The 24186-nt window shown below is 63.7% G+C and carries 19 protein-coding genes, 1 tRNA gene and 2 pseudogenes; 12 read left to right on the top strand and 10 right to left on the bottom strand.

Going from position 1 to position 24186, the window contains the following annotated elements:
* Positions 1-360 precede the first annotated feature (360 nt).
* The 3 genes from C8J26_RS15805 to C8J26_RS15795 all read left to right on the top strand — a co-directional run bounded on the left by C8J26_RS15805 (position 361) and on the right by C8J26_RS15795 (position 5892).
* Positions 361-1269: an ABC transporter ATP-binding protein gene (locus C8J26_RS15805; protein ID WP_107959221.1), complete on the top strand. Its 909-nt coding sequence runs from the start codon at positions 361-363 to the stop codon at positions 1267-1269.
* Complete coding sequence (locus C8J26_RS15800; RefSeq protein ID WP_107959220.1) at positions 1269-4859, top strand: ABC transporter permease/M1 family aminopeptidase; 3591 nt, start codon at positions 1269-1271, stop codon at positions 4857-4859. Before C8J26_RS15805 ends, C8J26_RS15800 begins: the two co-directional genes overlap by 1 nt.
* Positions 4860-4953: 94 nt before the next feature.
* Positions 4954-5892: a D-2-hydroxyacid dehydrogenase gene (locus tag C8J26_RS15795; protein ID WP_107959219.1), complete on the top strand. Its 939-nt coding sequence runs from the start codon at positions 4954-4956 to the stop codon at positions 5890-5892.
* Here the strand turns inward: C8J26_RS15795 and C8J26_RS15790 are convergent.
* Positions 5886-6071, bottom strand: a complete 186-nt coding sequence (locus tag C8J26_RS15790) for a hypothetical protein (RefSeq protein ID WP_107959218.1) — start codon at positions 6069-6071, stop codon at positions 5886-5888. The two genes, C8J26_RS15795 and C8J26_RS15790, sit on opposite strands and share 7 nt — an antisense overlap.
* Positions 6072-6285: 214 nt before the next feature.
* Between C8J26_RS15790 and C8J26_RS15785 the strand changes: the two genes are divergently transcribed.
* Complete coding sequence (locus C8J26_RS15785; protein ID WP_056414574.1) at positions 6286-7659, top strand: class II 3-deoxy-7-phosphoheptulonate synthase; 1374 nt, start codon at positions 6286-6288, stop codon at positions 7657-7659.
* Positions 7660-7742: 83 nt separating this feature from the next.
* Positions 7743-7817: transfer RNA gene (locus C8J26_RS15780), tRNA-Glu, on the top strand.
* Between the two features lie 196 nt (positions 7818-8013).
* Here C8J26_RS15780 and C8J26_RS15770 read toward each other — a convergent pair.
* Entirely contained in the window at positions 8014-8265 is a 252-nt protein-coding gene (locus C8J26_RS15770; protein WP_107959216.1) for a hypothetical protein, read from the bottom strand.
* An 855-nt stretch (positions 8266-9120) separates the two neighbouring features.
* Between C8J26_RS15770 and C8J26_RS15765 the strand changes: the two genes are divergently transcribed.
* The 4 genes from C8J26_RS15765 to C8J26_RS15750 all read left to right on the top strand — a co-directional run bounded on the left by C8J26_RS15765 (position 9121) and on the right by C8J26_RS15750 (position 13877).
* Positions 9121-10677: a L,D-transpeptidase family protein gene (locus C8J26_RS15765; RefSeq protein ID WP_244185348.1), complete on the top strand. Its 1557-nt coding sequence runs from the start codon at positions 9121-9123 to the stop codon at positions 10675-10677.
* A 104-nt stretch (positions 10678-10781) separates the two neighbouring features.
* A complete protein-coding gene (locus C8J26_RS15760; RefSeq protein ID WP_333999517.1) occupies positions 10782-10934 on the top strand; it encodes a hypothetical protein in 153 nt (50 codons plus the stop codon).
* 81 nt (positions 10935-11015) lie between these two features.
* Entirely contained in the window at positions 11016-11576 is a 561-nt protein-coding gene (locus C8J26_RS15755; protein ID WP_107959215.1) for a DUF1993 domain-containing protein, read from the top strand.
* A 210-nt stretch (positions 11577-11786) separates the two neighbouring features.
* On the top strand, positions 11787-13877 hold the full coding sequence (locus C8J26_RS15750; protein ID WP_107959214.1) for an alpha/beta fold hydrolase: 2091 nt from the start codon (positions 11787-11789) through the stop codon (positions 13875-13877).
* Positions 13878-13981: 104 nt separating this feature from the next.
* On the opposite strand, the pseudogene C8J26_RS15745 reads toward C8J26_RS15750, so the two are convergent.
* The 4 genes and pseudogenes from C8J26_RS15745 to C8J26_RS15730 form a co-directional block, all read right to left on the bottom strand.
* Positions 13982-14704, bottom strand: a pseudogene (locus tag C8J26_RS15745) (SDR family NAD(P)-dependent oxidoreductase).
* A gap of 98 nt (positions 14705-14802) precedes the next feature.
* Positions 14803-15564: a meso-2,3-butanediol dehydrogenase gene (budC, locus tag C8J26_RS15740; protein WP_107959213.1), complete on the bottom strand. Its 762-nt coding sequence runs from the start codon at positions 15562-15564 to the stop codon at positions 14803-14805.
* Positions 15564-16133, bottom strand: a complete 570-nt coding sequence (locus tag C8J26_RS15735; protein WP_107959212.1) for a type 1 glutamine amidotransferase domain-containing protein — start codon at positions 16131-16133, stop codon at positions 15564-15566. Before C8J26_RS15735 ends, budC begins: the two co-directional genes overlap by 1 nt.
* Positions 16134-16222: 89 nt before the next feature.
* Complete coding sequence (locus C8J26_RS15730; protein ID WP_208631422.1) at positions 16223-17254, bottom strand: catalase family protein; 1032 nt, start codon at positions 17252-17254, stop codon at positions 16223-16225.
* Between the two features lie 548 nt (positions 17255-17802).
* Here C8J26_RS15730 and C8J26_RS15725 point away from each other — a divergent pair.
* Entirely contained in the window at positions 17803-19362 is a 1560-nt protein-coding gene (locus tag C8J26_RS15725; protein ID WP_167398870.1) for a serine hydrolase domain-containing protein, read from the top strand.
* Positions 19363-19526: 164 nt separating this feature from the next.
* Here C8J26_RS15725 and C8J26_RS21095 read toward each other — a convergent pair whose 3' ends face one another.
* Positions 19527-19874 (bottom strand): helix-turn-helix transcriptional regulator, encoded by a 348-nt coding sequence (locus tag C8J26_RS21095; RefSeq protein ID WP_267904503.1) that lies wholly within the window; start codon positions 19872-19874, stop codon positions 19527-19529.
* Positions 19859-20743: pseudogene (locus C8J26_RS15715) on the bottom strand (metallophosphoesterase family protein). Before C8J26_RS15715 ends, C8J26_RS21095 begins: the two are co-directional and overlap by 16 nt.
* Positions 20744-21239: 496 nt before the next feature.
* Between C8J26_RS15715 and C8J26_RS15710 the strand changes: the two are divergent.
* Positions 21240-22067 (top strand): alpha/beta fold hydrolase, encoded by an 828-nt coding sequence (locus C8J26_RS15710; protein WP_107959210.1) that lies wholly within the window; start codon positions 21240-21242, stop codon positions 22065-22067.
* Positions 22068-22119: 52 nt separating this feature from the next.
* Here C8J26_RS15710 and C8J26_RS21200 read toward each other — a convergent pair whose 3' ends face one another.
* On the bottom strand, positions 22120-22530 hold the full coding sequence (locus C8J26_RS21200) for a hypothetical protein (protein ID WP_244185347.1): 411 nt from the start codon (positions 22528-22530) through the stop codon (positions 22120-22122).
* 618 nt (positions 22531-23148) lie between these two features.
* Between C8J26_RS21200 and C8J26_RS15700 the strand changes: the two genes are divergently transcribed.
* Positions 23149-23625 (top strand): YcxB family protein, encoded by a 477-nt coding sequence (locus C8J26_RS15700; protein ID WP_056414547.1) that lies wholly within the window; start codon positions 23149-23151, stop codon positions 23623-23625.
* Positions 23626-23683: 58 nt separating this feature from the next.
* On the opposite strand, the gene C8J26_RS15695 is transcribed toward C8J26_RS15700, so the two are convergent.
* Positions 23684-23923, bottom strand: coding sequence for a hypothetical protein (locus C8J26_RS15695; RefSeq protein WP_107959209.1), 240 nt, complete (start codon positions 23921-23923; stop codon positions 23684-23686).
* Positions 23924-24186 lie beyond the last annotated feature (263 nt).

Genomic DNA, 24186 nt, shown 5'->3' with positions numbered 1-24186 from the left:
GGTTGCGCCGATCAGTGCCGCAAGGCCGCCGCCGCTCCCCAAGAATGCAAACGCCCCCGCCACCGTCCTACCTTTTCCCATATCGTCGCGATAACCAGAAGACCCGACCTCGCCCAAGGCCGAGGCGCGCGACTGGCTGCATCCTAGTCGCGAACGAACGCCGCACCAACGCGATACGATCGGCACATTACAAGCCCGTGGCATTTCAACAAGATACGTAGTCGACCCCCAGCTGCTGACGTTTCGGCCATTCTGCGCCTCGCGGGCGGCAGACTGGGATCCAGCGGGCACTGAACTGCGTGCTTTACATCGACAATACACTCGGTACGTTGCAGCTTCGAAACGAACGGGGGTTCCTGCATGCTCGATCTGGTGAATGTCACGCACGTCTATGCCAATGGCACGCGCGCGCTGGACGACGTGACGCTCAGCATCCCCACCGGCATGTTCGGGCTGCTCGGGCCCAATGGCGCGGGCAAGTCGACGCTGATGCGGACGGTGGCGACGCTGCAGATCCCGACCTCGGGCACGATCCGGTTCGGCGACATCGACGTGATCGCCAACCCGGAGGCTTTGCGCGAGACGCTCGGCTATCTCCCACAGGATTTCGGCGTGTATCCGCGCGTCTCCGCCTACGACATGCTCGATCACATGGCCGTGCTGAAGGGCATCGCCTCCGCGCGCGAGCGCAAGGAGACGGTCGAGACCTTGCTCAACCAGACCAACCTGTGGACCGTCCGCAAAAAGGCGATCGCCGGCTTTTCGGGCGGCATGCGCCAGCGGTTCGGGATCGCGCAGGCGCTGATCGGCAACCCCGGGCTGATCATCGTCGACGAACCGACGGCCGGGCTGGATCCCGAGGAGCGCAACCGCTTCCTCAACCTGCTGGCCGAGATCGGCGAAAACGTCGTGGTGATCCTGTCGACGCATATCGTCGAGGACGTCGCCGATCTGTGCCCGCGGATGGCGGTGCTGGCGGCGGGACGGATCCAGCTCGAGGGCGCGCCGCTCGACCTGATCCAGCGGACCCGCGGCCATGTGTGGGCCAAGACGATCGGCCGCGACGAACTCGACGCGGCAAAGCTCCATTATGAGGTGATCTCGACGCGGCTGTTCGCGGGCCGGACGATCATCCACATCCTGTCGCCCAAGGACCCCGGCGACGGCTTCACCGCCGCGCATGGCGGGCTGGAGGATGTGTATTTCTCGACGCTGTCGCGGTCGCGACGCGTACCGGCAGCGACCGCCAGCCAGTTCGCAGCCGCCTGATGTTCGGTCAGATCGCTCGCTTCGAGCTGCGCTATCAGTTGCGCAACCCGGTCTTCTGGACCGTCGCGATCCTGTTCTTCCTGCTCAGCTTCGGATCGATGACGATCGAGCAGATCCAGATCGGCAGCGGCGCGAACATCCACAAGAACGCGCCGGTCGCGATCGCGCAGGTCCATCTGATCATGTCGCTGTTCTTCATGTTCGTGACGACCGCGTTCGTCGCCAACGTGATCGTCCGCGACGACGATAGCGGGTTCGGGCCGATGGTGCGCTCGACCCGGGTCAGCAAGTTCGATTACCTGACCGCGCGGTTCCTCGGCGCGTTCGGGGCGGCCGCGCTCGCCTTCGCCGCCATCCCGCTGGCGATCTGGCTGGGATCGCTGATGCCGTGGGTCGATGCCGAGAAGCTCGGGCCGAACCGGCTTGGCGACTATGCCTATGCCTATTTCCTGCTGGCGATGCCGAGCGTGTTCATGACCTCGGCGATCTTCTTCGCGGTGGCTACGATGACGCGGTCGATGATGTACAGCTATCTCGGCGTCATCGTCTTCCTCGTGCTTTACCTAGCGATGAACGTGGCGCTGCGGGCGAAGCCCGAATGGCGCGCGGTCGGCAGCTATTTCGAGCCGTTCGGGCTCGGCGCGTTCGGCACCACGACTCGTTACTTCACCGCGAGCGAGGCCAATGCCGGACTGCCGCGCTTCGCAGGCGTCCTCGTCTGGAACCGGCTGTTCGCGATCGCGATCGGTTTCGTCGCGATCGGCATCGCCTATGCGCGCTTCTCGTTCGCGGAGCGCCGGGTCTCGAAACGCGCGCTGCGCAAGCAACGGCGCACCACCGAGAAGCTCGCGGTCACCGCGCCGGTGCTGGTCGACCGCCTGCCCGCCGCCCGCCCCGCCGCGGCCGCCTGGACACGGCTTCGCGAACGTTGCCGGTTCGAGATGACGCTGGTGTTCCGTAGCCCGGCGTTCCTCGTGCTGATGCTGATCGGCGTCTTCAACACGCTCGCCGGTCTGCTCGCCACCAACGAGATGTACGGCACCGCGCTCCGCCCGCTGACCTTCGCGCTGATCGGCACGCTGGAGGGCGCGTTCGGCATCATTCCGGTGATCATCGCGATCTATTATGCGGGCGAACTCGTCTGGCGCGACCGCGAGCGCGGGATGCACGAGATCGTCGATGCGACCCCGCTGCCCAACTGGGCGTATCTCGCGCCGAAGGTCCTCGCGATCACCGGGGTGCTGTTCGCGACCTCGGTGGTGGCGGTGGCAACGGCCTGCGCGGTGCAGCTCGCGCGCGGCCAGACCGATCTTGCGCTCGGCCATTATGCGCTGTGGTGGGTGCTGCCAATGACCGTCGATGCGGTGATCCTCGCGGTGCTGGCGGTCTTCGTCCAGGCGCTGAGCCCGAACAAATATGTCGGTTGGGCGATCATGGTCGTCTACCTCGTCAGCACGATCACGCTGACCTCTATCGGCTTCGAACACCCGCTCTACCAATATGGCAGCGCCGGGACGGTGACGCTGTCTGACATGAACGGCGCGCAGATCGGTGGCGCGCGGGGCTGGTGGCTGCGGCTCTATTGGGGGGCGATCGCGCTCGGGCTGTGCGTGCTGGCGCATCTGCTCTGGCGGCGCGGCACCGAGACGCGGCTGCGCGTACGCGTTGCGCAGGTGCCCGGCCGCCTTCTCGGTGCGCCCGGCCTGGTGTTCGCGGCAGCGCTGCTGGTGGCCGTCGCGACCGGCGGTTTCCTGTATCACCAGATGGACATCCTCAACGTCTATCGCACCAAGCAGGACGGTGAGGCCCGCCTGGCCGCCTATGAGAAGAAGTATCTGCGGTATGTCGGCGTGAAGCAGCCTTCGGTCACCGACATCCGGCTCGCCGTCGCGCTCTATCCCGATCAGCGTCGGCTCGAGGCGGACGGCGTGTATGCGTTCGTCAACGATACCGGCGCGCCGGTGCGCGATCTCCACGTGCGCCTGCCCGACGACAAGACCCGGCTGGGCGCGGTCGACATTCCCGGTGCGACGCTGGTGATGGACGACGCCGACCTGCAATACCGCATCTACCGGTTCGCGACCCCGCTGGCGCCTGGCGCACGCGGTACGCTGACGTTCCACGCCACCCGCTGGCAGCGCGGCCTCGTCGCCAATGGCGACGACACGCGCGTCGTCGGCAACGGCACCTTTCTGGAGAACCGCGAATTCTCGCCGCAGATCGGGATGAGCAAGGACGGCCTGCTGCAGGACCGTTCCAAGCGGCGTAAATACGGCCTGGTGCCTGAACTCCGCCCCGCCAAGCTCGAAGACCGCACCGCGCAGGACCGCAACCTGCTGTTCAATACGCCATGGGTCCGCTCGGACATCACGGTCTCCACGGTTGCGGGCCAGGTCCCGGTCGCACCCGGCCGGCTGGTGTCGGACAGCGTCGCGGGTGGTCGCCGTACCGCCCGGTACGTCTCGACCGCACCGATCCTCGCCTTCTTCTCGGTGCAGTCCGCGGCCTATGCGCAGAAAGGCCGGCGCGTCGACGGCACCGCGCTACGCGTGTTCTACGACCCGCAGCACGCGTTCAACGTCGATCGGATGCTCGACGCCATGCAGCGGTCGCTGCGCTATTACCGCGCCAATTTCGGGCCCTATCAGTTCGATTATGCCCGGATCCTCGAATATCCCGGCTATGCGAGCTACGCGCAGGCGTTCGCGGGCACGATCCCCTATTCCGAACGGATCGGGTTCATCGCCGACAACCGCGACACCGCCAAGATCGACTATGTCAGCTACGTCACCGCGCACGAGCTTGGCCATCAATATTGGGGGCATCAGCTTGTCTCCGCCGACATGCAGGGCGGATCGATGCTGGTCGAGACGATGGCGCAATATTCGGCGCTGATGGTGATGAAGCACCAATATGGCGACGACAAGATCCGCCGTTTCCTGAAGTACGAGCTCGACAGCTATTTGCGATCGCGCGGCGGCGAGGTCGTCGAGGAAGTCCCGCTCGATCGTGTCGAGAGCCAGGGCTATATCCATTATCGCAAGGGGTCGCTGGTGATGTACCTGCTCCAGGATCGGCTGGGCGAGGCGCGCGTCAACGCGATGCTGCGCGGGCTGCTCGCGCGCTATCGGTTCAAGGGCAAACCCTATCCGCGCTCGCTCGATCTGGTCGACGGCTTCCTGTCGCTGGCACGCACGCCAGCGGAACGGCAGCTGGTCGTCGACCTGCTCGACCGGATCACCGTCTACGACCTCAAGACCACCGCCGCCGTCACGCACAAGCGCCCGGATGGCAGCTACGAGACCGTGCTGACGATCCAGGCCGCGAAGGCCTATGCTAACGGCGCGGGGGCCGAGACGAAGGCCGCGCTCGCCGATACGATCGACGTCGGCCTGTTCGACCAGCGGCCAGGGCTCGGCAGCTTTGCCGCGAAGGACGTCATTTCGAAGGATCGGCGGGCGATCCGGTCGGGCGAACAGACGATCCGGATCGTCTCTCGCCGCAAGCCGGCGTTTGCCGGCGTCGATCCGTATAACCTGTATGTCGACAGGAACGGTGACGACAATGTCGTTGCGGTCAGCGGCCAATGACGCCGGCGATCGGCGGCGGTGTGTGGCGGGTTGTGGGCGTACGGGGCGAAGGCGTTGCGCTTGACAGTCCACGCGCGCTCGCGATGCTGGGCGGATGAAAGCCGTCCTTCCACTTGCCGCCCGCCCGCTTCTCGAACCGCATCTGCCCGATACGCTCGAGGCGGCGTGGTTCGCGACGCCCGCCGACGCGAAGGCGATGATCGCCGATGCGGACATCGCCTGGGTCGACATGCAGCCGACCGAGCTCGTCGCCGAGGCACTCCGCGCGGCGGGCCCGCGACTGGCCTGGGTCTCGACGATCTACGCAGGGCTCGACGCATTTCCGCTCGACCTGCTGAGCGCCAAGGGGGTCACGCTAACCAATGGCGCGGGGATCAACGCGGTCACGGTGGCGGAATATGCGGTGATGGGCGTGCTGGTTGCCGCCAAGCGGTTCGATACGGTGCTGCGCGCCTATGACCGGCAGGCGTGGCTGAAGGATGCCCCCGGCAAGATCGAACTCGACGGGACGAAGGCGCTGGTCATCGGCTATGGCACGATCGGCCGGATGATCGGGGATCGGCTCGCGGCGTTCGGCGTCGACGTCACGGGAGTCACGCGGACCGGTCGCGACGGCACGATCACCGCGGACGCGTGGCGCGACCGGCTCGGCACGTTCGACTGGGTGATCCTTGCCGCGCCGTCGACCGGCGCGACGGCGGCGATGATCGGATCCGACGAACTCGCGGGGATGAAGCCATCGGCCTGGCTGATCAATATCGCGCGCGGGGACATGATCGACGACGACGCGTTATGCGCGGCGCTGGCGGACCGATCGATCGCCGGCGCGTTCCTCGACCCGACGCATCCCGAACCCCTGCCCGCCAGTCACCCGCTGTGGACCGCGCCCAATGCGATCGTGACGATGCACATGTCCGGCCGAAGCCAGACGACGATGTTCAAACGCGGCGCTGCGCTGTTCCTCGAGAACCTCGACGCGTTCCTCGCGGATGCGCCGATGAAGAACGTGGCCGATCTGCGCGAAGGCTATTGACGGTTCGACGGCGCGGCAGCCGGTGCGGCGCCGGCCGTGCGGTTGTAGCTCTTGACGCCGCGGCGCCGCAACCGGTCGGCCCGGCGGCGCCGCGTGAACACGACCAGAACGGGTATGGCGATTACGACACCGGCAGCGATAATTGAAAATGCAATGATCAGACGCAAGGGAATATCCATCGTCGGCTCATGGCAAAGAGGCAGTCTGTATGCCATAACAATCGTTACCGGACGGGACAGAAATCGGCGGTCGGTTCGGTTTCTTCGGTTAGATGCGCTGGCCGAGCACCCCCCACGCCATCAATGACTTGCACCCTGCAAGCTTTACTTCATTGCGCGAAAACGCATTTCCGAGCATGTATAGCCGCACAATTCACCAATCGGACGACATGATATGGCCGCGAACTGGGCCCCTGACAGCTGGACACGACACGAAGCACGACAGCTCCCCACCTATACCGACGCCGCCTCGCTGACCGCAGCGACCGACCAGCTTGCCAGCTTTCCACCGCTCGTCTTTGCCGGCGAAGCGCGCAACCTGACCGCGAGCCTCGCCGAGGTCGCGGCCGGCAAGGCATTCCTGCTGCAGGGCGGCGACTGCGCCGAGAGCTTTGCCGAGCATAGCGCAAACAACATCCGCGACACGTTCCGCGTCATCCTGCAGATGGCGGTCGTGCTCACCTATGCGTCGAAGCTGCCGGTCGTGAAGCTCGGTCGCATGGCGGGCCAGTTCGCCAAGCCGCGCTCGACCGATACCGAGACGATCGGTGGCGTCGAGCTGCCGTCCTACCGCGGCGACAATGTCAACGACATCGCGTTCACCGCCGCCTCGCGTGCGCCAGATCCGCAGCGCATGATCCGCGCCTACTCGCAGTCGGCCGCCACGCTCAACCTGCTGCGCGCGTTCGCGCAGGGTGGCTATGCGAACCTGCACCAGGTTCATCGCTGGACTCACGACTTCATGGGCCGCAGCCCCTGGTCGAAGAAATATGCCGAGACCGCGGACCGGATCGGCGAGGCACTCGAGTTCATGGCCGCGTGCGGGATCGATCCCGAGACCGTGCCGCAGCTCGCGCAGACGCATTTCTACACCAGCCACGAGGCGTTGCTGCTCCAGTATGAGCAGGCGCTGACCCGGCAGGATTCGCTGACCGGCGACTGGTACGACACCAGCGCGCATTTCCTGTGGATCGGCGATCGCACGCGCTTCGAAGGCTCGGCGCATGTCGAGTATTTACGCGGCATCGGCAACCCGATCGGCATCAAGTGCGGCCCGAGCCTCGAGCCCGACGCGTTGCTGCGGATGCTCGACACGCTCAACCCTGCGCGCATCCCCGGCCGCATGACGCTGATCACGCGCTATGGCTATGACAAGATCGAGGCGAATTTGCCCCGCCTGGTCCGCGCCGTGACGCGCGAGGGCCATCCGGTGGTCTGGAGCTGCGATCCGATGCACGGCAACGTCGTCAAGGCCGCCAACGGCTACAAGACGCGGCCCTTCGACCGGATCCTCGCCGAAGTCCGCGGCTTCTTCGCGGTCCACCGCGCTGAAGGCACGCACGCCGGCGGCATCCATGCCGAGATGACCGGGCAGAACGTGACGGAGTGCACCGGCGGCGCGGTCGACGTGACCGAGCAGAGCCTCGCCGATCGCTACCACACGCACTGCGACCCGCGCCTCAACGCCAGCCAGAGCCTCGAGCTCGCCTTCCTGCTGGCCGAGATGCTCAACGAGGAAATGGCCGAGCGCAAGAAGGTCGCCGCCTGAGAAAAATGACGGGCGTCGAAGGAATATGCGGCAACCGGGTTGACGACCGCCGCCACGTTCCGTAGACGCCCGCATCTGCTAACGGCCCCTTCGTCTAGCGGTTAGGACGACGCCCTCTCACGGCGTAAGCACGAGTTCGATTCTCGTAGGGGTCACCATTTCCGACTAACCCTCGGAAATGCGCGGATTTACGCTTCTTTTGCCCGTCATCGGGACAGATGGATCGAAGCGGACCCGCATGGCGTCCCCTGTCTGCGATCACCGAGCAGGCCAAGTCTACTTGAAACGAGCGCTCCGGGCGGCCCTCGAGGGCAAGGCTGTGGCGAAGGTTTCGTTGCGGACCAGGGACACCGTCTAGGCCAAGATCGGCTTCGCGCGCGAGAATGCCAAATTCGAGATGAACTCGCCGATCGCACGCCACCGGATCGCGGAAAAGACATTGGTCCCGACGCCCAGCGCCTTGGAGCGCCGCTGGTGCGGGGCCCCGGCGGCCGGCACCGGCCTCTCCGCTCCGCAGTGGCTGACCATTTTCTTCATGGAATTCGATGCTGCAGCGGGCTCGCGCACGTCGATCGGCGTGGATGACCCGTTCCCGCCCGCGATCATGGGTCCGCCGTCCAACACCGACCGGCATCGGCTTTGCGGGGACAAGGCGCGTTTCGAGAGGTTGATGGCCGACTCCTACGGGGGGCGACGTCGAGCGGACCGGCACGAACTGGATGAGACTGAGGTAGCATCCCGACGAACCGCTGTGGCGTCCCCGCCTCACCGGTCATGCCGCTAGGCTACGGACATTCGAACTGGGTACAACGCACTCCTCTGACAACGAGGTCGTCAAGGCGCTTCTGGACATCGTGGACGAAACGCGTAGCGCCGACGAGGAGGTGAAGCTTTCCCGATAGCATGGACCAGGCCTTGAAAGCCGGTTTGGGTTTCGCCGGAAACCGCTCGAGCCTATAGTCGCGGCATGACAAAATAATCTCGCGAAGCCAGCAAGTCCAAGAAGCCCCCTCTCAATGGCTGGCTCGGGATAGGCATCCTGCTTGTCACTATGACGATCTCGTTCTTCGTGGCTTACGCCTACCTGCTACCTTAGATTCCGTTGGATCAGCCAGCCGCGAACGTCGGTAATCGGGCGTTGATGGCCCGGTCGGTTGGGCCCAGCGGGACCCATAGTCGGACACTGGGGGTCGGCCTGTAATTTCCAACTTCGCCCGCTTGCTCATGTAAGCAAACCGTTGACGACGGAGCCGCATTGACGGGGAGAATTCGGCCGACCTTCGAAAGCCTGGCGATGTGTACACTCGCTATATTCAGCGCGATTGCACACCGTCAGGTAAACGACGACGCGGCGCGCGACGGCGATCGACTTTAGGCCGGCGACAGCACGCCGAACGGCAGATTTCTGCAACGACCGGCCGTCGTCCTGGTCCACATTGCCGACTGGCTCGTTAGACCGGCATGCGCTTGAAGACATTGTACCAATCCACCGTCCCGCTCCTGATCCTGCTGACCCATGGAGCGGCGCACGCTCAGGTCGTTCCGATCGACGCCGTAGCCCGTCCGGACCCCATCGCGATGGCGATCGACAAGGCCGACGTGACGGATCCCAGGCTTCGGACGTTGTACGCCAGGTCGAAATGGCGGGCTTTGTGGTCCAAGCAGAGCATCGCCGCATTCGAGTCCGCGCTCGCCGACCGCGGCCGGCACGGTCTCGACCATCTGGCCTTCGCCGGCGCAGACGCAACGGATGCAAGCCCCGCCGTCGCCGACGTAGCGCGGTCGCGCGCCGCCGTCTCCTATGCCGAAGCTTTGGCAGGAGGACGCATCGATCCTGCCTCGTTGCACGAAGTCTATACCCTGCCCCGCCCGAAAACCGACGTTACAGACGGTCTCGGCGTTGCCCTTGCGACCGGTAAACTCACCGAGTGGCTGGAGTCGCTGGCACCGCAGGACGCCGAGTACCGGTCTTTGTCCGACGCTTATCTCCGCTTTAGCCAGGCCGCAGCTGCAGCCGGGCCGACCCAGCCGATCGCCGGTGGCGTGATCCGTGTCGGCACTCGAGACCCGCGGGTGGCGGCCATTGCCGATCGGCTGACGCAAAGCGGCTATCTGGCGCCTTCCGGTTCAGCGGCAGAGCCGTTGCTGCTCGCGCCTTCCCCCACGTCGGCGCTCTACACGCAGGCACTGGCGGACGCGCTGAAGCGATTGCAAACCGATTACGGGATTGCCGCCGACGGCGTCGTCGGCCCCGAGACGCTGAGGGTGCTCAACCTAGGCGCCGGCGATCGCGCCCGGGGGTTGGGCGTTGCGCTCGAACGCCGGCGCTGGCTCGAACGCACGCCACCTGCCACGCGGATCGACGTCAACACCGCAGCGTCACAGTTGCGGTACTACCGCGACGGCACGGTGGTGGACGAGCGAAAGGTCGTCGTTGGAGAACCCGGGCACGAGACCCCGGCGCTCGCATCGCCGATCTTCAGGCTGGTCGCCAACCCGACCTGGACCGTTCCGAAATCGATCCAGAACGGCGAAATGGCGAACGTCGACGACGCGTATCTGCAGGCGCACAACATGGTGCTGCGTGACGGCTGGATCGTCCAGCAACTGGGGCCCGACAATGCGCTCGGCCTCGTCAAGTTCGACATGGCCAACAACCAAGCGATCTACCTGCACGACACCTCGGCGCCGGCGCTGTTCGAGCGCAGCCAGCGCCATCTTAGCCATGGCTGCGTCCGCGTCGAGGACGCGCTCGGTTTCGCGCAGATGCTCGCCGAGGACGAGGGCGTCGCGGACGCGTGGCAGGCTGCGCAGGCGACGGGCGAGATGACCTTCGTGCCGTTGCCGCGTCGTATTCCGGTCCGGCTGCTCTATCACAATGTCTATGTCGGTGCCGACGGGGCGATAGCCTTCCGCACCGACCCATACGGCTGGAACGATCCGATCGCCGAGCAACTCGGTTTTGCCAAGTCGTCGGCGCGCAGGGCGGAAGCGCAGGCGATCGACATCGGCCCTTAGTCACAACCTTTCCCTTTGCCCGCGAACGCACCCATCGTGGGACAGTCGACCGACGGGCCACGCTGAACCGATGGCGATCAATAACTTCGCGCAACGCGACGCCGATGGAGGCGGCGCTGGTGTGTTTGCTGCGGCGGTCGCCTGACATCCTGCCGATCCCCGGCACGCCGTCCGTGGCGCACCTTCGCGAAAATCTCGCCGTGGCGGCGCTGGCGCTTCCCGACCGGGAGACGGCCGCGCGCAACGGCATTAGCTGACGAACGCTTGGCTCCGCGCGGCCGGCCTGTGTAGACCGGGAGCGGGATCGACCTGCCGACCCGCTAGAATAGCGAAGCCCCATGACGCTCTCAGATTTTGTCGTCCCCACCTACGTCCAGATGCTGGGAGCGTTGTCGCAGTGGCTCTCCAAGGCCGAGACGCAGCGGCCAGACGGGAGCGTGGACACGCTGCTGGCGGCGCGGCTCGCGCCGGACATGTTCCCCTTGGCGACACAAGTCCGGTTTGCGTGCCGACAAGCGCAGGAAGGCGTGTTCCGGTTGCTCGATCAGGCGTTTCCGCCAGCGCTGGAGACCCTGCTCGACGAGGGTCGAAACGCTGGCGAGCGGCCCGGTACGCTCGCGGATGCCCAAGCCCGGATCGTCGAGACGATCGCAGTGGTCGAGGCCGCCGCAGCCGCGGGGATCACGATCGACCCTGCCGCACCGATCGCCCACGCGCTGCCAAACGGAATGATCCTCGACCTAACGGCGGAGCAATATGCGCGCGACTGGGCGCTGCCGCAGTTCTATTTCCACGTGGTGACCGCATACTCGATCATCCGAGCACAGGGGATCGAGCTGGGAAAGGCAGACTATGCGTCGCACATGTTTGCCTACCTTCGGCAGGACGCACTGTCCTGACGCGCGCATCAGGGGGCCACAATCGCCCCGGCGCGCGATGGGTCGGGCATCAGGAAGATCCACTTCCGGACGTTCGAACCGCCGTACGCGCGTCCCAAAAGCCGCCGTCTGTTCATCTCGCTCCGAAGCCCCTTTCGGCGACCTTCGCGCGTTCGACGTTATGAGTTCAATCGGGGAAGTAAGATTTACCCCCTTCGGCAGGATGTACATATGGCAGAACCCTTCCTCATCGCGATACCCGAAGACCGACTTGCCGTCATCCATGCCAAGGTTGAGGCGTTCGACTGGAGCATTATGCCGGACGCGGAGGACTGGCGGTCAGGCGTCGGCCTCGCCGATCTCAAGCGGCTCGTCGACTATTGGCTGACGCGCTACGACTGGCGCGCGCAAGAGCGTCGGTTGAACCTACTGCCGCAATTCGCGGCCGAAGTGCAGGGGCAGCGCCTCCATTTCATCCATGTGCGCGGCGATGGATCACGCCCCCCGCTGCTGCTGCTGCACGGCTGGCCGGGGTCGTTCCTCGAGTTCGAGGCGCTGATCGCGCCGCTCGTCGCCGACGGTCACGACGTCGTCGTTCCGTCGTTGCCCGGCTACGCGTTTTCGGGCCGCCCCGTGTCCCCGATCGGACCGAAGCAGACCGCAGAGCTCATGCACGGCCTGATGGTCGAGCTGTTCGGCACGCGACGCTATCTTGTGCAGGGCGGTGACTGGGGTGCAGCGATCGGCGGCTGGATGGCGCACGCGCATCCCGATGCGATCGCCGGACTCCATCTGAACATGGTGCTGCTCCAGGCCAAAGATGTGGCGCCGAAAAAGCCCGACGAGGTCGCCTGGGCTGCGAAGCGCGCCGAGCTCGCCAAGGAAGAAACCGGCTATTCGCAGGAACAGGGCACGCGCCCGCAGACGCTCGGCGTCGCGATGTCGGACAGCCCGGTCGGCGTCGCGGCGTGGATTCTGGAGAAGTTCGGCGCATGGGCCGACGTGCCTCGCGATGCGCACTGCCGCCCCGACCTGTGGCAAGCGTTCGACGAGGATCTGCTCCTGACCAACATCATGCTGTATCTGGTCGAGGGTTCGTTCGTGACGTCGACCTGGATGTACCGTGGCCGCGTGCTGGAGGGATCGGGCAACTTTCCCGCGGGAACGCGTATCGCCGTACCGACCGGGATCGCGGCATTCCCCGACCCGGTCTTCCCGCCGCCGCCGCGCTCGCAGGCGGAGAAGACCTATGACATCGTCCAGTGGACCGAGATGCCCGCAGGCGGGCATTTTGCCGCGCTGGAGCAGCCCGATCTGCTGCTCGCCGACATGCGCCGCTTTTTCGCGTCCAGATCGGTTTCCGATGACGCCCCGAAACGCTCTATCGTACTTCGCTCGGCCGGGATCATCGCTGCGACGCTGGCAGCAGCTGCGGTCTACACCCGCGCGACGACCAGGCGGATCAAGCAGGACGTGCCAGCGGACGGCCGTTTCATCGACGTCGCGGGCGCGCGGATCCACTATGTCGATCGCGGTGCCGGGCCGCCCATCGTCCTGATCCACGGGCTGGGCGCGCAACTGCGCAACTTCTCCTACGGCGTCGCCGATGCGCTGGCCGACACGTATCGCGTCATCCTGGTCGACCGGCCCGGCTCGGGCTATTCGGTACCTACCGGCGAACAGTCCGGTATCCTTGGCCAGTCGGCGATTATTGCAAGGCTTATCGACAAGCTCGCGCTCGATCGTCCGCCGCTGCTCGTCGGTCATTCATTGGGCGGTGCGGTCGCCCTCGGCGTGGCGACGCACCACCCCGGTGCAGTCGCCGGCCTGGCGCTGCTGGCGCCGATGACGCAGCCGCCTGGATCGATACCTGCCTCGGTGGCAAACGCGATCGAAAGCAACCCCGGCGCACGCGCGATCTTCGCCAATCTGCTGGGCACACCGATCAGCCGTGCGGCGTATGGCATGCGCTGGGGCAAGATCTTCGCGCCCGATGCAGTCCCGGCCGATTTCGCTACGCGCGGCGGCGGTGGGCTCGGCGGTCGTCCGGTTTCGGTCAACGCCGCACTGGTCGAACTGGCCAGCGCCGAGATCGACCTGAACGCAATCGTCAGACGCTATGCCGAGCTGTCGATTCCGGTCGCACTGCTATACGGCCGCGACGACCGAGTGTTAGCTCCTGCGATCGACGGCGAGCGGGCAGTCGCCGCAATTCCAGGCGCGACGCTGGAGATGACCGACGGAGGCCATATGCTCCCGGTCGGGCATCCGCAGGCGAGCGCCGCGTTCGTCCGCAACTGCGCCGAACGTATCTTGCAGTAGCACCAAGGGCGGTCAGGGACGGCGGCAACGGTCAGCGCTTCGGCACCGAGCGCATGCCGTCCCAAGCCCATCGGAGAGGAAAAGCGGGTGCGTACCTCACCCCTTCAGTGTCCGGCCACCTGCCCACCGTCGACATGAAGTATCTCGCCGGTCACGAACGTGGCGTCCTCGAGATACAGCACCCCGCCGACGACATCCGCGACCGTGCCCATCCGTCCGAGCGGGTGAAACCGTCCGAGGCCGGCGCGCGTCTCGGGGGGATGCATCGGCGTTTCGGTGATACCCGGCGACACCGCATTGGCGCGCACGCCGCGGGCGGCATATTCGATTGCCAGGCTGCGTGTCGCCGCGGCGAGCCCACCCTTCGTCATCGAAGCCAGCACCGAGGGGAATTCGGCATTGGCATGCTCGGCGAGCGTGGTGACGATCTGTACGATATGACCACTGCCCTGTGCGACCATCAGCGGCAGTGCTGCCTGCGTCATGTGAAAGAAGCCATCGAGATTGGTCTGCGTGATCTGGCGGTACTGCTAGACCGTGTAATCGGTGAAGTGCTCGCCAATGAATATGCCGGCATTGTTCACGAGCGTATCGACACGCCCGAACCGGTCGCGAGCGGCCATGACCGCGCGCTTCGCGGTTTCGGGATCGGCGACGTCGCCAGCGACGGTGATCCAGTCGTCCGATTGCGACGCTGCAATCGATCGCGACACGCCGACGATGCGCCAACCGCAAGCGCGATACGCGTCGGCAATCCCCTCACCCAGGCCTTGCGACGCACCGGTGATGATAGCGACCTTGGGCGCGACGTTCGAAGCGTCAGACATCGACAGCGCCGATCTGCTGGCAGAGGGTAATAGGATTGGTCATTGCCGAAAGGACTTCAAAAAATAGACCGGGAGCGCATTCACGCGCTCCCGTTATGTCAGGACAGCGGTGGCTGGCCGTTGGACGCGGTCAGCCCGCCATCGACGGGCAGGTTGACGCCCGTCACGAAGCGCGCGTCGTCGCTGGCCAGGAACGCGATCGCGCCGGCGATGTCGGCGGACTCGGCGCCACGCCCGATCGGAATACGCTCCTCGAACTTGGCTATCAGGTCGGGCTGTTCCTTCATCCCCGCGGTCAACGCCGTATAGGTCAGCGACGGATTGACGGCGTTGACGCGCACGCCGTTCTTGGCCTCGTCCATCGCAAGCGCCCGGGTGAAGTTGCTCACCGCGCCCTTGGCTGCGCAGTAGAAGCTGTGGTTCCAGTCGCCGCCCAGCCCCGACACCGACGACACGTTGATGATGCAGCCCTTAGACACGCGGAGATGCGCGATCGCCGCGCGGCTCATATGGACGACGCCGTACAGGTCCGTCTCGATCACCTTGGTGAATTCGGAGAAGTCGCCCTCGTCCACCTTGCCGAGATGGTCGACACCGGCGTCGTTGACGAGCACGTCGATCCGACCGAACCGGTCGATCGCCGCCTCGACCAGCACCTCGCAGGCCGCACGGTCGGTGACATCGGTTTCCCGCGTCTCGACGATGCCGCCCAGTTCGCCCGCCAACTTGTCGAGCGCGCCGGTGTCGATGTCGCCCAACACCAGCGTCGCGCCTTCCTCGGCGAAGCGGCGCGCAGCGCCTTCACCGATACCCGAGGCGGCACCGGTGATCACGACGACCTTGTCGGAGAACCGCGCCATCATGCGTTCTCCGCCTGCGCGACATGTTTGCCCTCTCCGAACTCCTCGACGAGCTTCGCGCAGAACGCCGGCAGGTCATCGGGGGTACGGCTGGTGACAAGGCCCTGGTCGACGACCACCTCCTGATCGACCCACGTCCCGCCCGCGTTGCGAATGTCGGTGGCCAGCGTCGGGAACGAAGTGAGCGTACGGCCGCGCACCTGATCGGCCTCAATCAACGTCCACGGCGCATGGCAGATCGCGGCGACGGGCTTGCCGGCGGCGAAGAAGTCGCGGACGAACGCCACGACCTTGTCCGACGACCGCAGCGTGTCGGCACCGACGCACCCGCCCGGAATGATCAAGCCATCGAACTCGGCGGCCGACACGTCGCCGATCGCCTTGTCGACCGCAAACGTCTTGCCGGGATCGAGATCGTTGTTGAACGTCTCCGCGCCGCCCGTTTCGAGGCTGATGACCGTCACTCCCCCGCCGGCCTGCTCGACCGCCGCCTTTGGCTGCGCGAACTCGGGTTCCTCGGTGCCGCGGGGTGCGATCAGAATCGCAATTTTTTTGCCTTGAAGCGTCATGTCAGTCCTTTCGACAATCGGAATTGGTGTGGCGGCGCCAGGCCGGGATATCGGTGATGGCAGCGGTGTTGGCGGCGGCGATGCCGTTCTCACGGTGTCGGAAATCGCTGAGTGCACGGTAAACCTGCATGCGCGCGCATCACGCCGCCCAGCGGACGATGCGCCTCCAGCGCGTGCGCCGGCCGGAACGTCATGACCTCGTCGAAATAACGCACGCGGTCCGAACCATAGGCCGCCTGCCGCGGCAGACGGATTGTCGCGATCGTGCGGTATTCGCTGACCCGCGTCGGCCAGTCGACCGACGTATCCTCGATCGGCAGCGTCTCGGCATCGGCCCATAGCTCCGTGCGCAGTTCGAACACCGCGTCATTGCCATCGAAATACTCGATCGCCGCATGACGAAAGCCATCCTCATCCTGGTGCGGATCGAGCTGCCACTCGCTGAGCGCGCGCTGCTTGGCGGCCACCGGGAACGCTCCGAGTTTCGCGACATGATCGCCGTATCGGATCGGGCATTGGCTGAAATAGGTCTCGACGAGCGGGTGGCTGAACGGATGGCCGTAAAAGTCTAGCGTCGGGCTCGGTTCGACACCGACAGCGTTGAGCGCCTTGTTGATATCGCGCGCGATCGACGCGGCCACGCTCTTCACGCCTTCGGGCATCGGTACGGTCATGCCGATCTTCTTCGCCTGCGCGACAAATCCCGCGGCGGTACCGTCCGGGAACGTCGTGCCGCTCGCGAACACGAAGTCCTGCGTCGGCGCATCGTGACCGGCCAGCTTGGCGCCATCGACCCCGAAGACCTTGATCGCCATGCCACGGTGCGTCGAGACCCGATCGCCAAGCTTCTCGCCTGGCCCCTGCGCAAAGCGGACCGCGACGTCGAACGTCCCCGGATTGACAAACAGTCCCTGCGCCAGTTCCGGCGGCAGATCGGCAGCGACGACCATCTTGCCGATGACGCAGGCCGTGCTCTTGGCGTGGCTGGCGCGCACCGCATGGCCGTCGCGCGTCTCGACCGTCTGGCTCTCCTGCGTCATCCCCTTGATGATGCCGTCGATACTCTCCTGTTCGCCAGCCTCGGTCGTTTCGATGTCGTCGCCATAAGGAAGATAGGCCACGGGAAGCTCCTGTTAGATCAGGAGGTTAACACCCAACTGCCTCGCGATGTTTCGGTACGGTTCCGTGCAGACCCGATCCTTCGAGCTCGGGAAGCGACCGCGGCTCGTGCATCGGGCACTTGTTCAGCCGGCTGCGGAGGCCTTGGATCCTCCCCCGGTTCCGACAGCCATCCATCGATGTGCGTTCGATTAGCAACCCTTCTGAATTGGCGAAAGTTGAGGCGGAACTCTCGTTCGCAGCCTGGACCGCGGAGATCACCTTTCAGCGGCAGTGAACGCTCGGGCATTTCCAGCATCCTGCTCCTGAACTGGCAAGTTCGGCGTATGGTAGCAGCAGATTATTCAGTCCTGACCATTGAATACCAGATACGTATCGCTAGTCTGTCGCGGAACATGATAGGGACCTGATCATGAACCGGTGGGTGTTGATGTGCGCTGCACTCGGCATTGCTACGTCGTCAACAGCCCAGACATCGCAGCCTGTCGTTACTACCGCCTCCGCGAGTCTTGTACCCCCGGACGGATGGACGCAGACCCCAGCTCCCCAGATGCTGACGTTAAAAGCACCCGAGGGGGACACCTTCGTTGTGATCGTCGATGGCGGTGCTTCCGGCGACCCGAAAGAGGTTGTCGCGGCCGCGTGGAAGCGCTTCGATCCTGGCTTTGCATGCAGGATCCGGCTCGTCACCAAGGCAGCGGCAACCGAGGGTTGGGACGAGGCCTGGGCGGTCGACTATGAAACCTCGCCCGACGAGAAGCTCGTCCTTTTTGCGCGCGCGATGCGCCACGGTGAAGGTTGGACGGTAGTACTCGCCAGGGGTTCCGAAGCGACCTTTGAAAAGCGCGCCGGTGCGATCCGCAAGATAGGCGAGTCGCTCCGTCCTGCAGGACTGAAACCCGAAGACTTTGTCGGAAACACGGCCCTCCCCTTCGATGCCGCACGGCGCGACCAGCTCAAGGCGTTCTGGCGCGACGCGATGGCCGCTTATGGCGTTCCCGGCATCGAATACGCCTTCATCGATCGGGGCGGCGTCGTCGAGGAAGGCGGCATCGGCGTGAAAACCATCGGCAAGGCCGATCCAGTCGACGCACACACGCGATTCATGATTGCGTCGAACACCAAGGGTATGACGACGCTCCTGCTCGCCAAGCTGGTCGATCGCGGTAAGCTCGGTTGGGACGAACCAGTCGTCGAGGCCGATCCGGCGTTCCGGCTTGGCGATGCCTCCGTCCAGCGCGAGATCGAGATTCGCCATTTGATCTGCGCCTGCACCGGCATGCCGCGCCAGGACATGGAATGGATCATGACCGGCGGCCTCGATACACCCGCCAACAAGGTTCTCTCGCTGCTCGCGGGGATGAAACCGACCACCAAGTTTGGCGAGATGTTCCAGTATAGCAACCTGCTTGCCTCGGCAGCGGGGTATATCGCGGGTCATGTGGACTATCCCCGCATGGACGTCGGCCACGTGTATGATCGCGCGATGCAGATTGAAATTTTAGATCCTCTCGGCATGAAGGACACGACCTTCTCGAAGGCAGTTGCAGTCGCGGGTAACCATGCCGATCCGCGCGACATCGGCATGGACGGCACGGTTGCGCTAGGCACGATCGACAAGAGCGACAGCATCTATTTCGCCCGGCCCGCCGGCGGCGCATGCTCGAGCGCCCATGATCTGGCGCGCTACGCGCTCAATGAGCTTCGCGAGGGCGTGTTGCCGTCGGGCGGGCGGCTGGTCAGCCGGGAAGCGCTGCTCGCGCGGCGCAACCTAGGCATGGAGATTGGAGAAGCAGCAACCTACGGCATGGGCCTGCAGACCTCTCGCCGGTGGGGCGTCGCCATGGTGCACCATGGCGGGGCCATGCCGGGTTACAAGACCGACTGGATCGTTCTGCCCGACGCCGGTATCGGCATTGTCCTGCTGACCAACGCCGAACTCGGCACGTCGCTGCTCGACCAGACGCGCCGCCGTCTCGTCGAAATCCTGTACGGCGCAAGGCTCGAAGCTTCGGCGGCAATGAAGACCCGCGCCGCCGCGCTCCGGGCGGAATATGCCGCGCTGATCGTTTTTTTGGAATTGGTGTCCTCAAACACCACGTCTCGCTAACTGACCGTCGTCCGGGCTCGCAGATAGCCAAGCTGCATGTGCGAACAATAGGCCGGCACATAAACCCAATCTCGGCCATTCGCTGACCGCTTTCGACTTCCCAATTTGAGGCACTTCTGCATCGAGACTTCACAGCGAATCTCGGGCAACCACCTAGCAGCTGATCATCGAGAATTGGTAGGCACCGGTATGCCGGGTGCTCGATTGCCTTGCCTGGACAGCTGCTGGTCTTCCGATCGAAAATTTGCTTTCGGAGAAGTCCCAAAGGCGCGCCGGAACGCGTGCCCGAACGCGCTCTGTGAGGTATAGCCGACCCTGTTCGCTATGCTGGCCACGGCCGCATCGCCGCGCATCAGCGCTGCGCGGGCAAGAGTAAGACGCCACTTGCGGACATAGGCGAGCGGCGGTCTCGTCCAAACGACAGGAACGGCGACCAACCATGGCACGGTGGCGTGCCCAGAAGCGGATATTCGCAGGGTGATTCCTTGCCGCACGTTCAGTTTTTCATCCATGTTGAGGCGGGGCTCATGCCCCAAGAATTCTTCCCTGCGCGACGGCACGTCACATTTCTCAAATCGGTTCGCATTTTTAGAATGGACACTGCTTCCCAAAAAGCGTTTCGCTTCGATAGAGCAATACTCCCATGCTCGACCCGACCAGTCCGCAAAGCTCTGGACCAATCGGTACGGGCATGAGCCTCGGCGTCTCGGACGGCTTGTTCCCAGTCATAAACGACGAACAGAAGCTCTACCGCCCAGCCACCAACTTCGTTGGACAAGACTGCGTAACGTGCATGCGGCGATCCGCTTTCAACTCGGTGGGCGTGGGGTCGATCACCGTCATATGCCGGAAGACCAACGCTTCCAGGGTTTATGATCATGCGCCCGTCGTCAAGCGTCATCACCCGTTGGAGATGCGTATGGCCGCAGAGGATCAAAGCCGCATCGATAGTTCCCGCCCGGTGCTCGACTTCCTCGCGAGTGGCCTCACGAAGCCCCTCCTCCGTCACGGTCTCGAGAAAGTAGGCCAGGTCGTTGTCTGGCGTGCCATGAACGAGCAGCACATCTTTGGACGGCTGCATGGTAGTGGGCAATGCTGCTAGCCAGGCAAGCTGCTCAGCGCTCGGGTGGTCGGAGGCATGGCGATCGGACAACCCCATACGCTCGCGAGGCTGATCCGATATCTGACGTTCGTGATTGCCCCGTATCGTCGGCATTCACAGAGGCATCAGTCGATCAACTGTTTCACGCGGGAATAGCCCTCCTGGGCAGATGTCCCCGAGGTTCACAATCTGGTCCACTTGCCGGGGGGCGACGTCGGCGAGAACTGCATCAAGAGCAGCGACATTCCCGTGAATGTCAGAAATTACCGCAATCTTCATTGCGGACCCGCAACAAGCAGCCTTGCAATCGGAACCCCCGCTCTTTGACACCTACAAACCCGAGGTCAGCCTCCCAACCAGAAACCATCAGCAGAAAAGCGCCGCCCCGGGCGGCACCGATAACCTGCAGGTTTGTCTGCTCCATGAAGTCTGTTCGCGATTGTCCTATCCCGAAACTCCTATTAGAAGTGAAATCTGGAAATCACCCTATCAAACAGATGACTGAGTTCATAGATTCGAATTTACCACCAGTGCGTCGGATCTCGGGCGAACGTTCCTCCGTTACACCTCATCGGATCATTTACGGCAGTTTGCGATATCTGTCTGGCTTGCCGACTTACGCCGTTCGTTAATCCTGATCGGGGACTGTGTTCTGGTCTTAAGTGCCGCCATTCTAACGGCGATATTTGCTATTCTACCTCCTTACCTATCCGCCGCCCCATGTGAATTTTCCTGTAGCGTGCCGCGTACCCAACCGAGCCCGAGGAGACCTCGCATGCCGTTCATCACCACCGCCGACGAGACCGAAATCTTCTACAAGGACTGGGGCAACACCGACGCGCTCGCCGTCATGTTCCACCACGGCTGGCCGCTCAGCTCGGATGACTGGGACGCGCAAATGATGTTCTTCGTCCAGAAAGGCTATCGCGTCATCGCGCATGATCGCCGCGGCCATGGCCGTTCGACGCAATCGGCGGGCGGTCACGACATGGACACCTATGTCGCCGATGTCATCGCGCTGACTGACGCGCTTGATCTGCGCGATGCCGTTCATGTCGGCCACTCGACCGGTGGTGGCGAGGTCGCCCGTTATGTCGCGCGCGCCAAGCCTGGTCGGGTCAAAAAGGCCGTGCTGGTCAGTGCGGTCGCACCCATCATGGTCAAGACCGAGGCCAACCCGGACGGCGTCCCGATGGACGTATTCGACATGGTGCGTGAGCAGACTGCCACGAACCGTTCGCAATTCTACTACGACTTCACGTTGCCCTTCTTCGGCTACAACCGAGACGGCGCAGAGGTAAAGGACGCGGTGCGGCTCAACTGGTGGCGCCAGGGCATGATGGGCTCTGCGCTCGCCCATACGCTCGGCATCAAGGCCTTTTCCGAGACCGATTTTACCGACGACCTCGAGGCGATCGACGTGCCGACGCTGGTCCTGCACGGCGAGGACGACCAAGTGGTTCCGTTCGCCACCACTGGCAAGATGTCAGCCGGGATCGTGAAGGGCGCCAAGCTCATCTCCTACCCCGGCTTTCCTCACGGCATGCCGGTTACCAATGCCGATCGGATCAACGCCGATCTGCTCGCCTTCATCGAAGGCTGATCCATGCAGGGCACGGGGCGCTGGGGCGCTCCGTGCCTTTGCACGACAAGCCTCACAAGAAGTTGCCGCGATGCACGAGCGGGTTCTGATCTTCTAAGGCTTCTATCGTTCCGATCGGCAGAGCATTCGCCTCGGCGAGTGGCTCGTCCGCGCCTTCGCCGAGCGGGGTGCATCGGCCGAGCTCATCGACGCCAAGGCGGTCGACCTTCCCATGGTCAACCGCATCTATAAGAACCATCCGAGCGGCGAGGCGCCGCTGAGACTGGAGGCACCCGCCGAAAAGATCAGGACGGCCGATGCCTTCGTCTTCGTCTTCGTGACCGGCAAATAGAACTGGGGCGTGCAGCCGGGGCTTAAAAACTTTACCGACCATTTCCTGGAGGAATGGTATTGGGGGCCGGCGGCGATCGTCAGCTATTCGGCGGAACGCTTCGCCGGTGCGCGCGCCGGCCTCGTGCGGCACGGTATCCTGTCCGAGATGGGCATTAGCTGCCGACGATCTGATAGCTGATACTCACTCCGGAGACACTCCCCTTCTGTCTGAATACCCTAGACTTTGTGGCGTATCGGATACGTAGGCGTTCCGGCGATAGCCACTTCATTTCAGCCCATGACCCTTCCCAGTCACCCGCCCTAGCGGCGCCGTGATCGTCATCTGCAACGAAGGCGTTGCCCCCTCCCGATGGCTTATCGTTCGCGTCCAATATCGAAATTTGGGTGGAGAAGCCCGTGGTTGCTCCGCAGTCCCGCTGGAATAGCACCGCGACACGCGTGCCATCAGGCGAAGGGCTTCGCGAGACGACGGTGTTCTGGCAGGCGTTCGAACACCCTGAGCAAATCATCATCGCTGCGAATGATGCTGCTCTCATTGTCGCGGATGGTAACCGTAGCTGCTCCGCCGTCAACCGCCGGTTTCGGGAAAGAAAAATTCGGGCCTGAACGGCCGGTTATGGGCGTTATCGGACGTTCGCGCCGGATCGGTCTCGAATGTCTGATCTTGGTAGAAAGCGGACATTCTGCCGTTGGACATTAAACCGCAAATGCGGCCATACTTGATCGTGCAACAGGGGGCATCGCCGGCATGAGCTTTAATAGGATTGGGCCTTACGAACTGACGCGCGGCGATCTGATCGCTGCTTCGGTCGTCATATCGTTTGTCACTGGAAGCAAAGCCACTCGATTGAAAGCTGCGCTGTTCCTGCTGATGGGATTGCTCATAATTATCGGTGGCTCGGTCGTTGACGAGCCACAAACCGCTGGTTTTGGCATGCTGTTCATACTTATCATATTCGTCATCGCGCCAGCGCTCCGTTCCCGTAAAGGGGGCAAAGACATCTATCTAGAGAGTAGTGCGGAAGGGCTTGTCGCAGAGACCGCCAATGTGCGGACCACCTATAAATGGAACACGATCGGTGCAGTCAGGAAGGTCGGTTCACGGCTATTCATCATGATCAGCGATGGTTGCGCACTCGTGATCTCCGACCGACTGACCAGCCACGAGAACATGGGAAATTTGATGCGGACCGTCGCGCGCCATCAGGTTTCTTCGGAGCTTTGAACGTCCGCAATTGGGCGTAATCGGAATGTCCGGAATGGAGAGGAAAGCGGTCGGGCTACTAATCTCTTCGGAAGCAGAGAATGCAGACGGGGATCGGAAATAGCGCGATCAGCGCGAACACGATCGACCCGCCCACGTCACCTCCAAGTCCAAATCCAAAGAACGCAAACGTAAACCATGCCATTGCGACGATGACGAGCGTATAGCAGATCGCCACGATCCGAGCCGAGATGTCTGCTTTACGGGTCATCTTAGCGACGATACCGAATGAATGATCGTCCGCAATAGGAAGCACCATATTTCTCTTCAAACGTCTGCCATTGGGCGACAGCGGAAAGGCGGCCTTTTAGGCTCCGCTTTGCCGATCGCGAACGTCGCTATGTGAGGAAAGGGGGGCGTGACGACGGTACGCCCGACTAGGCGCGTTTGATACATAGAAACGTCATAAGGCTGCCGGGGCATCAGGATTAGGGTCAGAACTCGTTGATCACAGCCAGAAGATGACGGTGGCAGCGAGGGCAACCGCAGAGAAGAAGGCTGTTGGGCAACGGTCGTAGCGGG

Origin of the sequence: Sphingomonas aurantiaca, from assembly GCF_003050705.1 — a bacterium.
Taxonomy (GTDB): domain Bacteria; phylum Pseudomonadota; class Alphaproteobacteria; order Sphingomonadales; family Sphingomonadaceae; genus Sphingomonas; species Sphingomonas aurantiaca.
Note: the sequence above shows the minus strand (reverse complement) of the source record. Positions and strands in the feature narration are given on the sequence as shown.

What these genes read in the sequence shown, in the direction of transcription:
- C8J26_RS15800 (WP_107959220.1), top strand. Translation starts at nt 1,269, where the DNA reads ATGTTCGGTCAGATCGCTCGCTTCGAGCTGCGCTATCAGTTGCGCAAC.
- C8J26_RS15725 (WP_167398870.1), top strand. Translation starts at nt 17,803, where the DNA reads ATGCTGACGTTAAAAGCACCCGAGGGGGACACCTTCGTTGTGATCGTC.
- C8J26_RS15770 (WP_107959216.1), bottom strand. Translation starts at nt 8,265, where the DNA reads ATGATCGCGGGCGGGAACGGGTCATCCACGCCGATCGACGTGCGCGAG.
- C8J26_RS15790 (WP_107959218.1), bottom strand. Translation starts at nt 6,071, where the DNA reads ATGGATATTCCCTTGCGTCTGATCATTGCATTTTCAATTATCGCTGCC.
- C8J26_RS15710 (WP_107959210.1), top strand. Translation starts at nt 21,240, where the DNA reads ATGCCGTTCATCACCACCGCCGACGAGACCGAAATCTTCTACAAGGAC.
- C8J26_RS15735 (WP_107959212.1), bottom strand. Translation starts at nt 16,133, where the DNA reads ATGACGCTTCAAGGCAAAAAAATTGCGATTCTGATCGCACCCCGCGGC.
- C8J26_RS15765 (WP_244185348.1), top strand. Translation starts at nt 9,121, where the DNA reads ATGCGCTTGAAGACATTGTACCAATCCACCGTCCCGCTCCTGATCCTG.
- C8J26_RS15805 (WP_107959221.1), top strand. Translation starts at nt 361, where the DNA reads ATGCTCGATCTGGTGAATGTCACGCACGTCTATGCCAATGGCACGCGC.
- C8J26_RS15760 (WP_333999517.1), top strand. Translation starts at nt 10,782, where the DNA reads ATGGAGGCGGCGCTGGTGTGTTTGCTGCGGCGGTCGCCTGACATCCTG.
- C8J26_RS15795 (WP_107959219.1), top strand. Translation starts at nt 4,954, where the DNA reads ATGAAAGCCGTCCTTCCACTTGCCGCCCGCCCGCTTCTCGAACCGCAT.
- C8J26_RS15700 (WP_056414547.1), top strand. Translation starts at nt 23,149, where the DNA reads ATGAGCTTTAATAGGATTGGGCCTTACGAACTGACGCGCGGCGATCTG.
- budC (WP_107959213.1), bottom strand. Translation starts at nt 15,564, where the DNA reads ATGGCGCGGTTCTCCGACAAGGTCGTCGTGATCACCGGTGCCGCCTCG.
- C8J26_RS15755 (WP_107959215.1), top strand. Translation starts at nt 11,016, where the DNA reads ATGACGCTCTCAGATTTTGTCGTCCCCACCTACGTCCAGATGCTGGGA.
- C8J26_RS15785 (WP_056414574.1), top strand. Translation starts at nt 6,286, where the DNA reads ATGGCCGCGAACTGGGCCCCTGACAGCTGGACACGACACGAAGCACGA.
- C8J26_RS21095 (WP_267904503.1), bottom strand. Translation starts at nt 19,874, where the DNA reads ATGGATGAAAAACTGAACGTGCGGCAAGGAATCACCCTGCGAATATCC.
- C8J26_RS15695 (WP_107959209.1), bottom strand. Translation starts at nt 23,923, where the DNA reads ATGGTGCTTCCTATTGCGGACGATCATTCATTCGGTATCGTCGCTAAG.
- C8J26_RS15750 (WP_107959214.1), top strand. Translation starts at nt 11,787, where the DNA reads ATGGCAGAACCCTTCCTCATCGCGATACCCGAAGACCGACTTGCCGTC.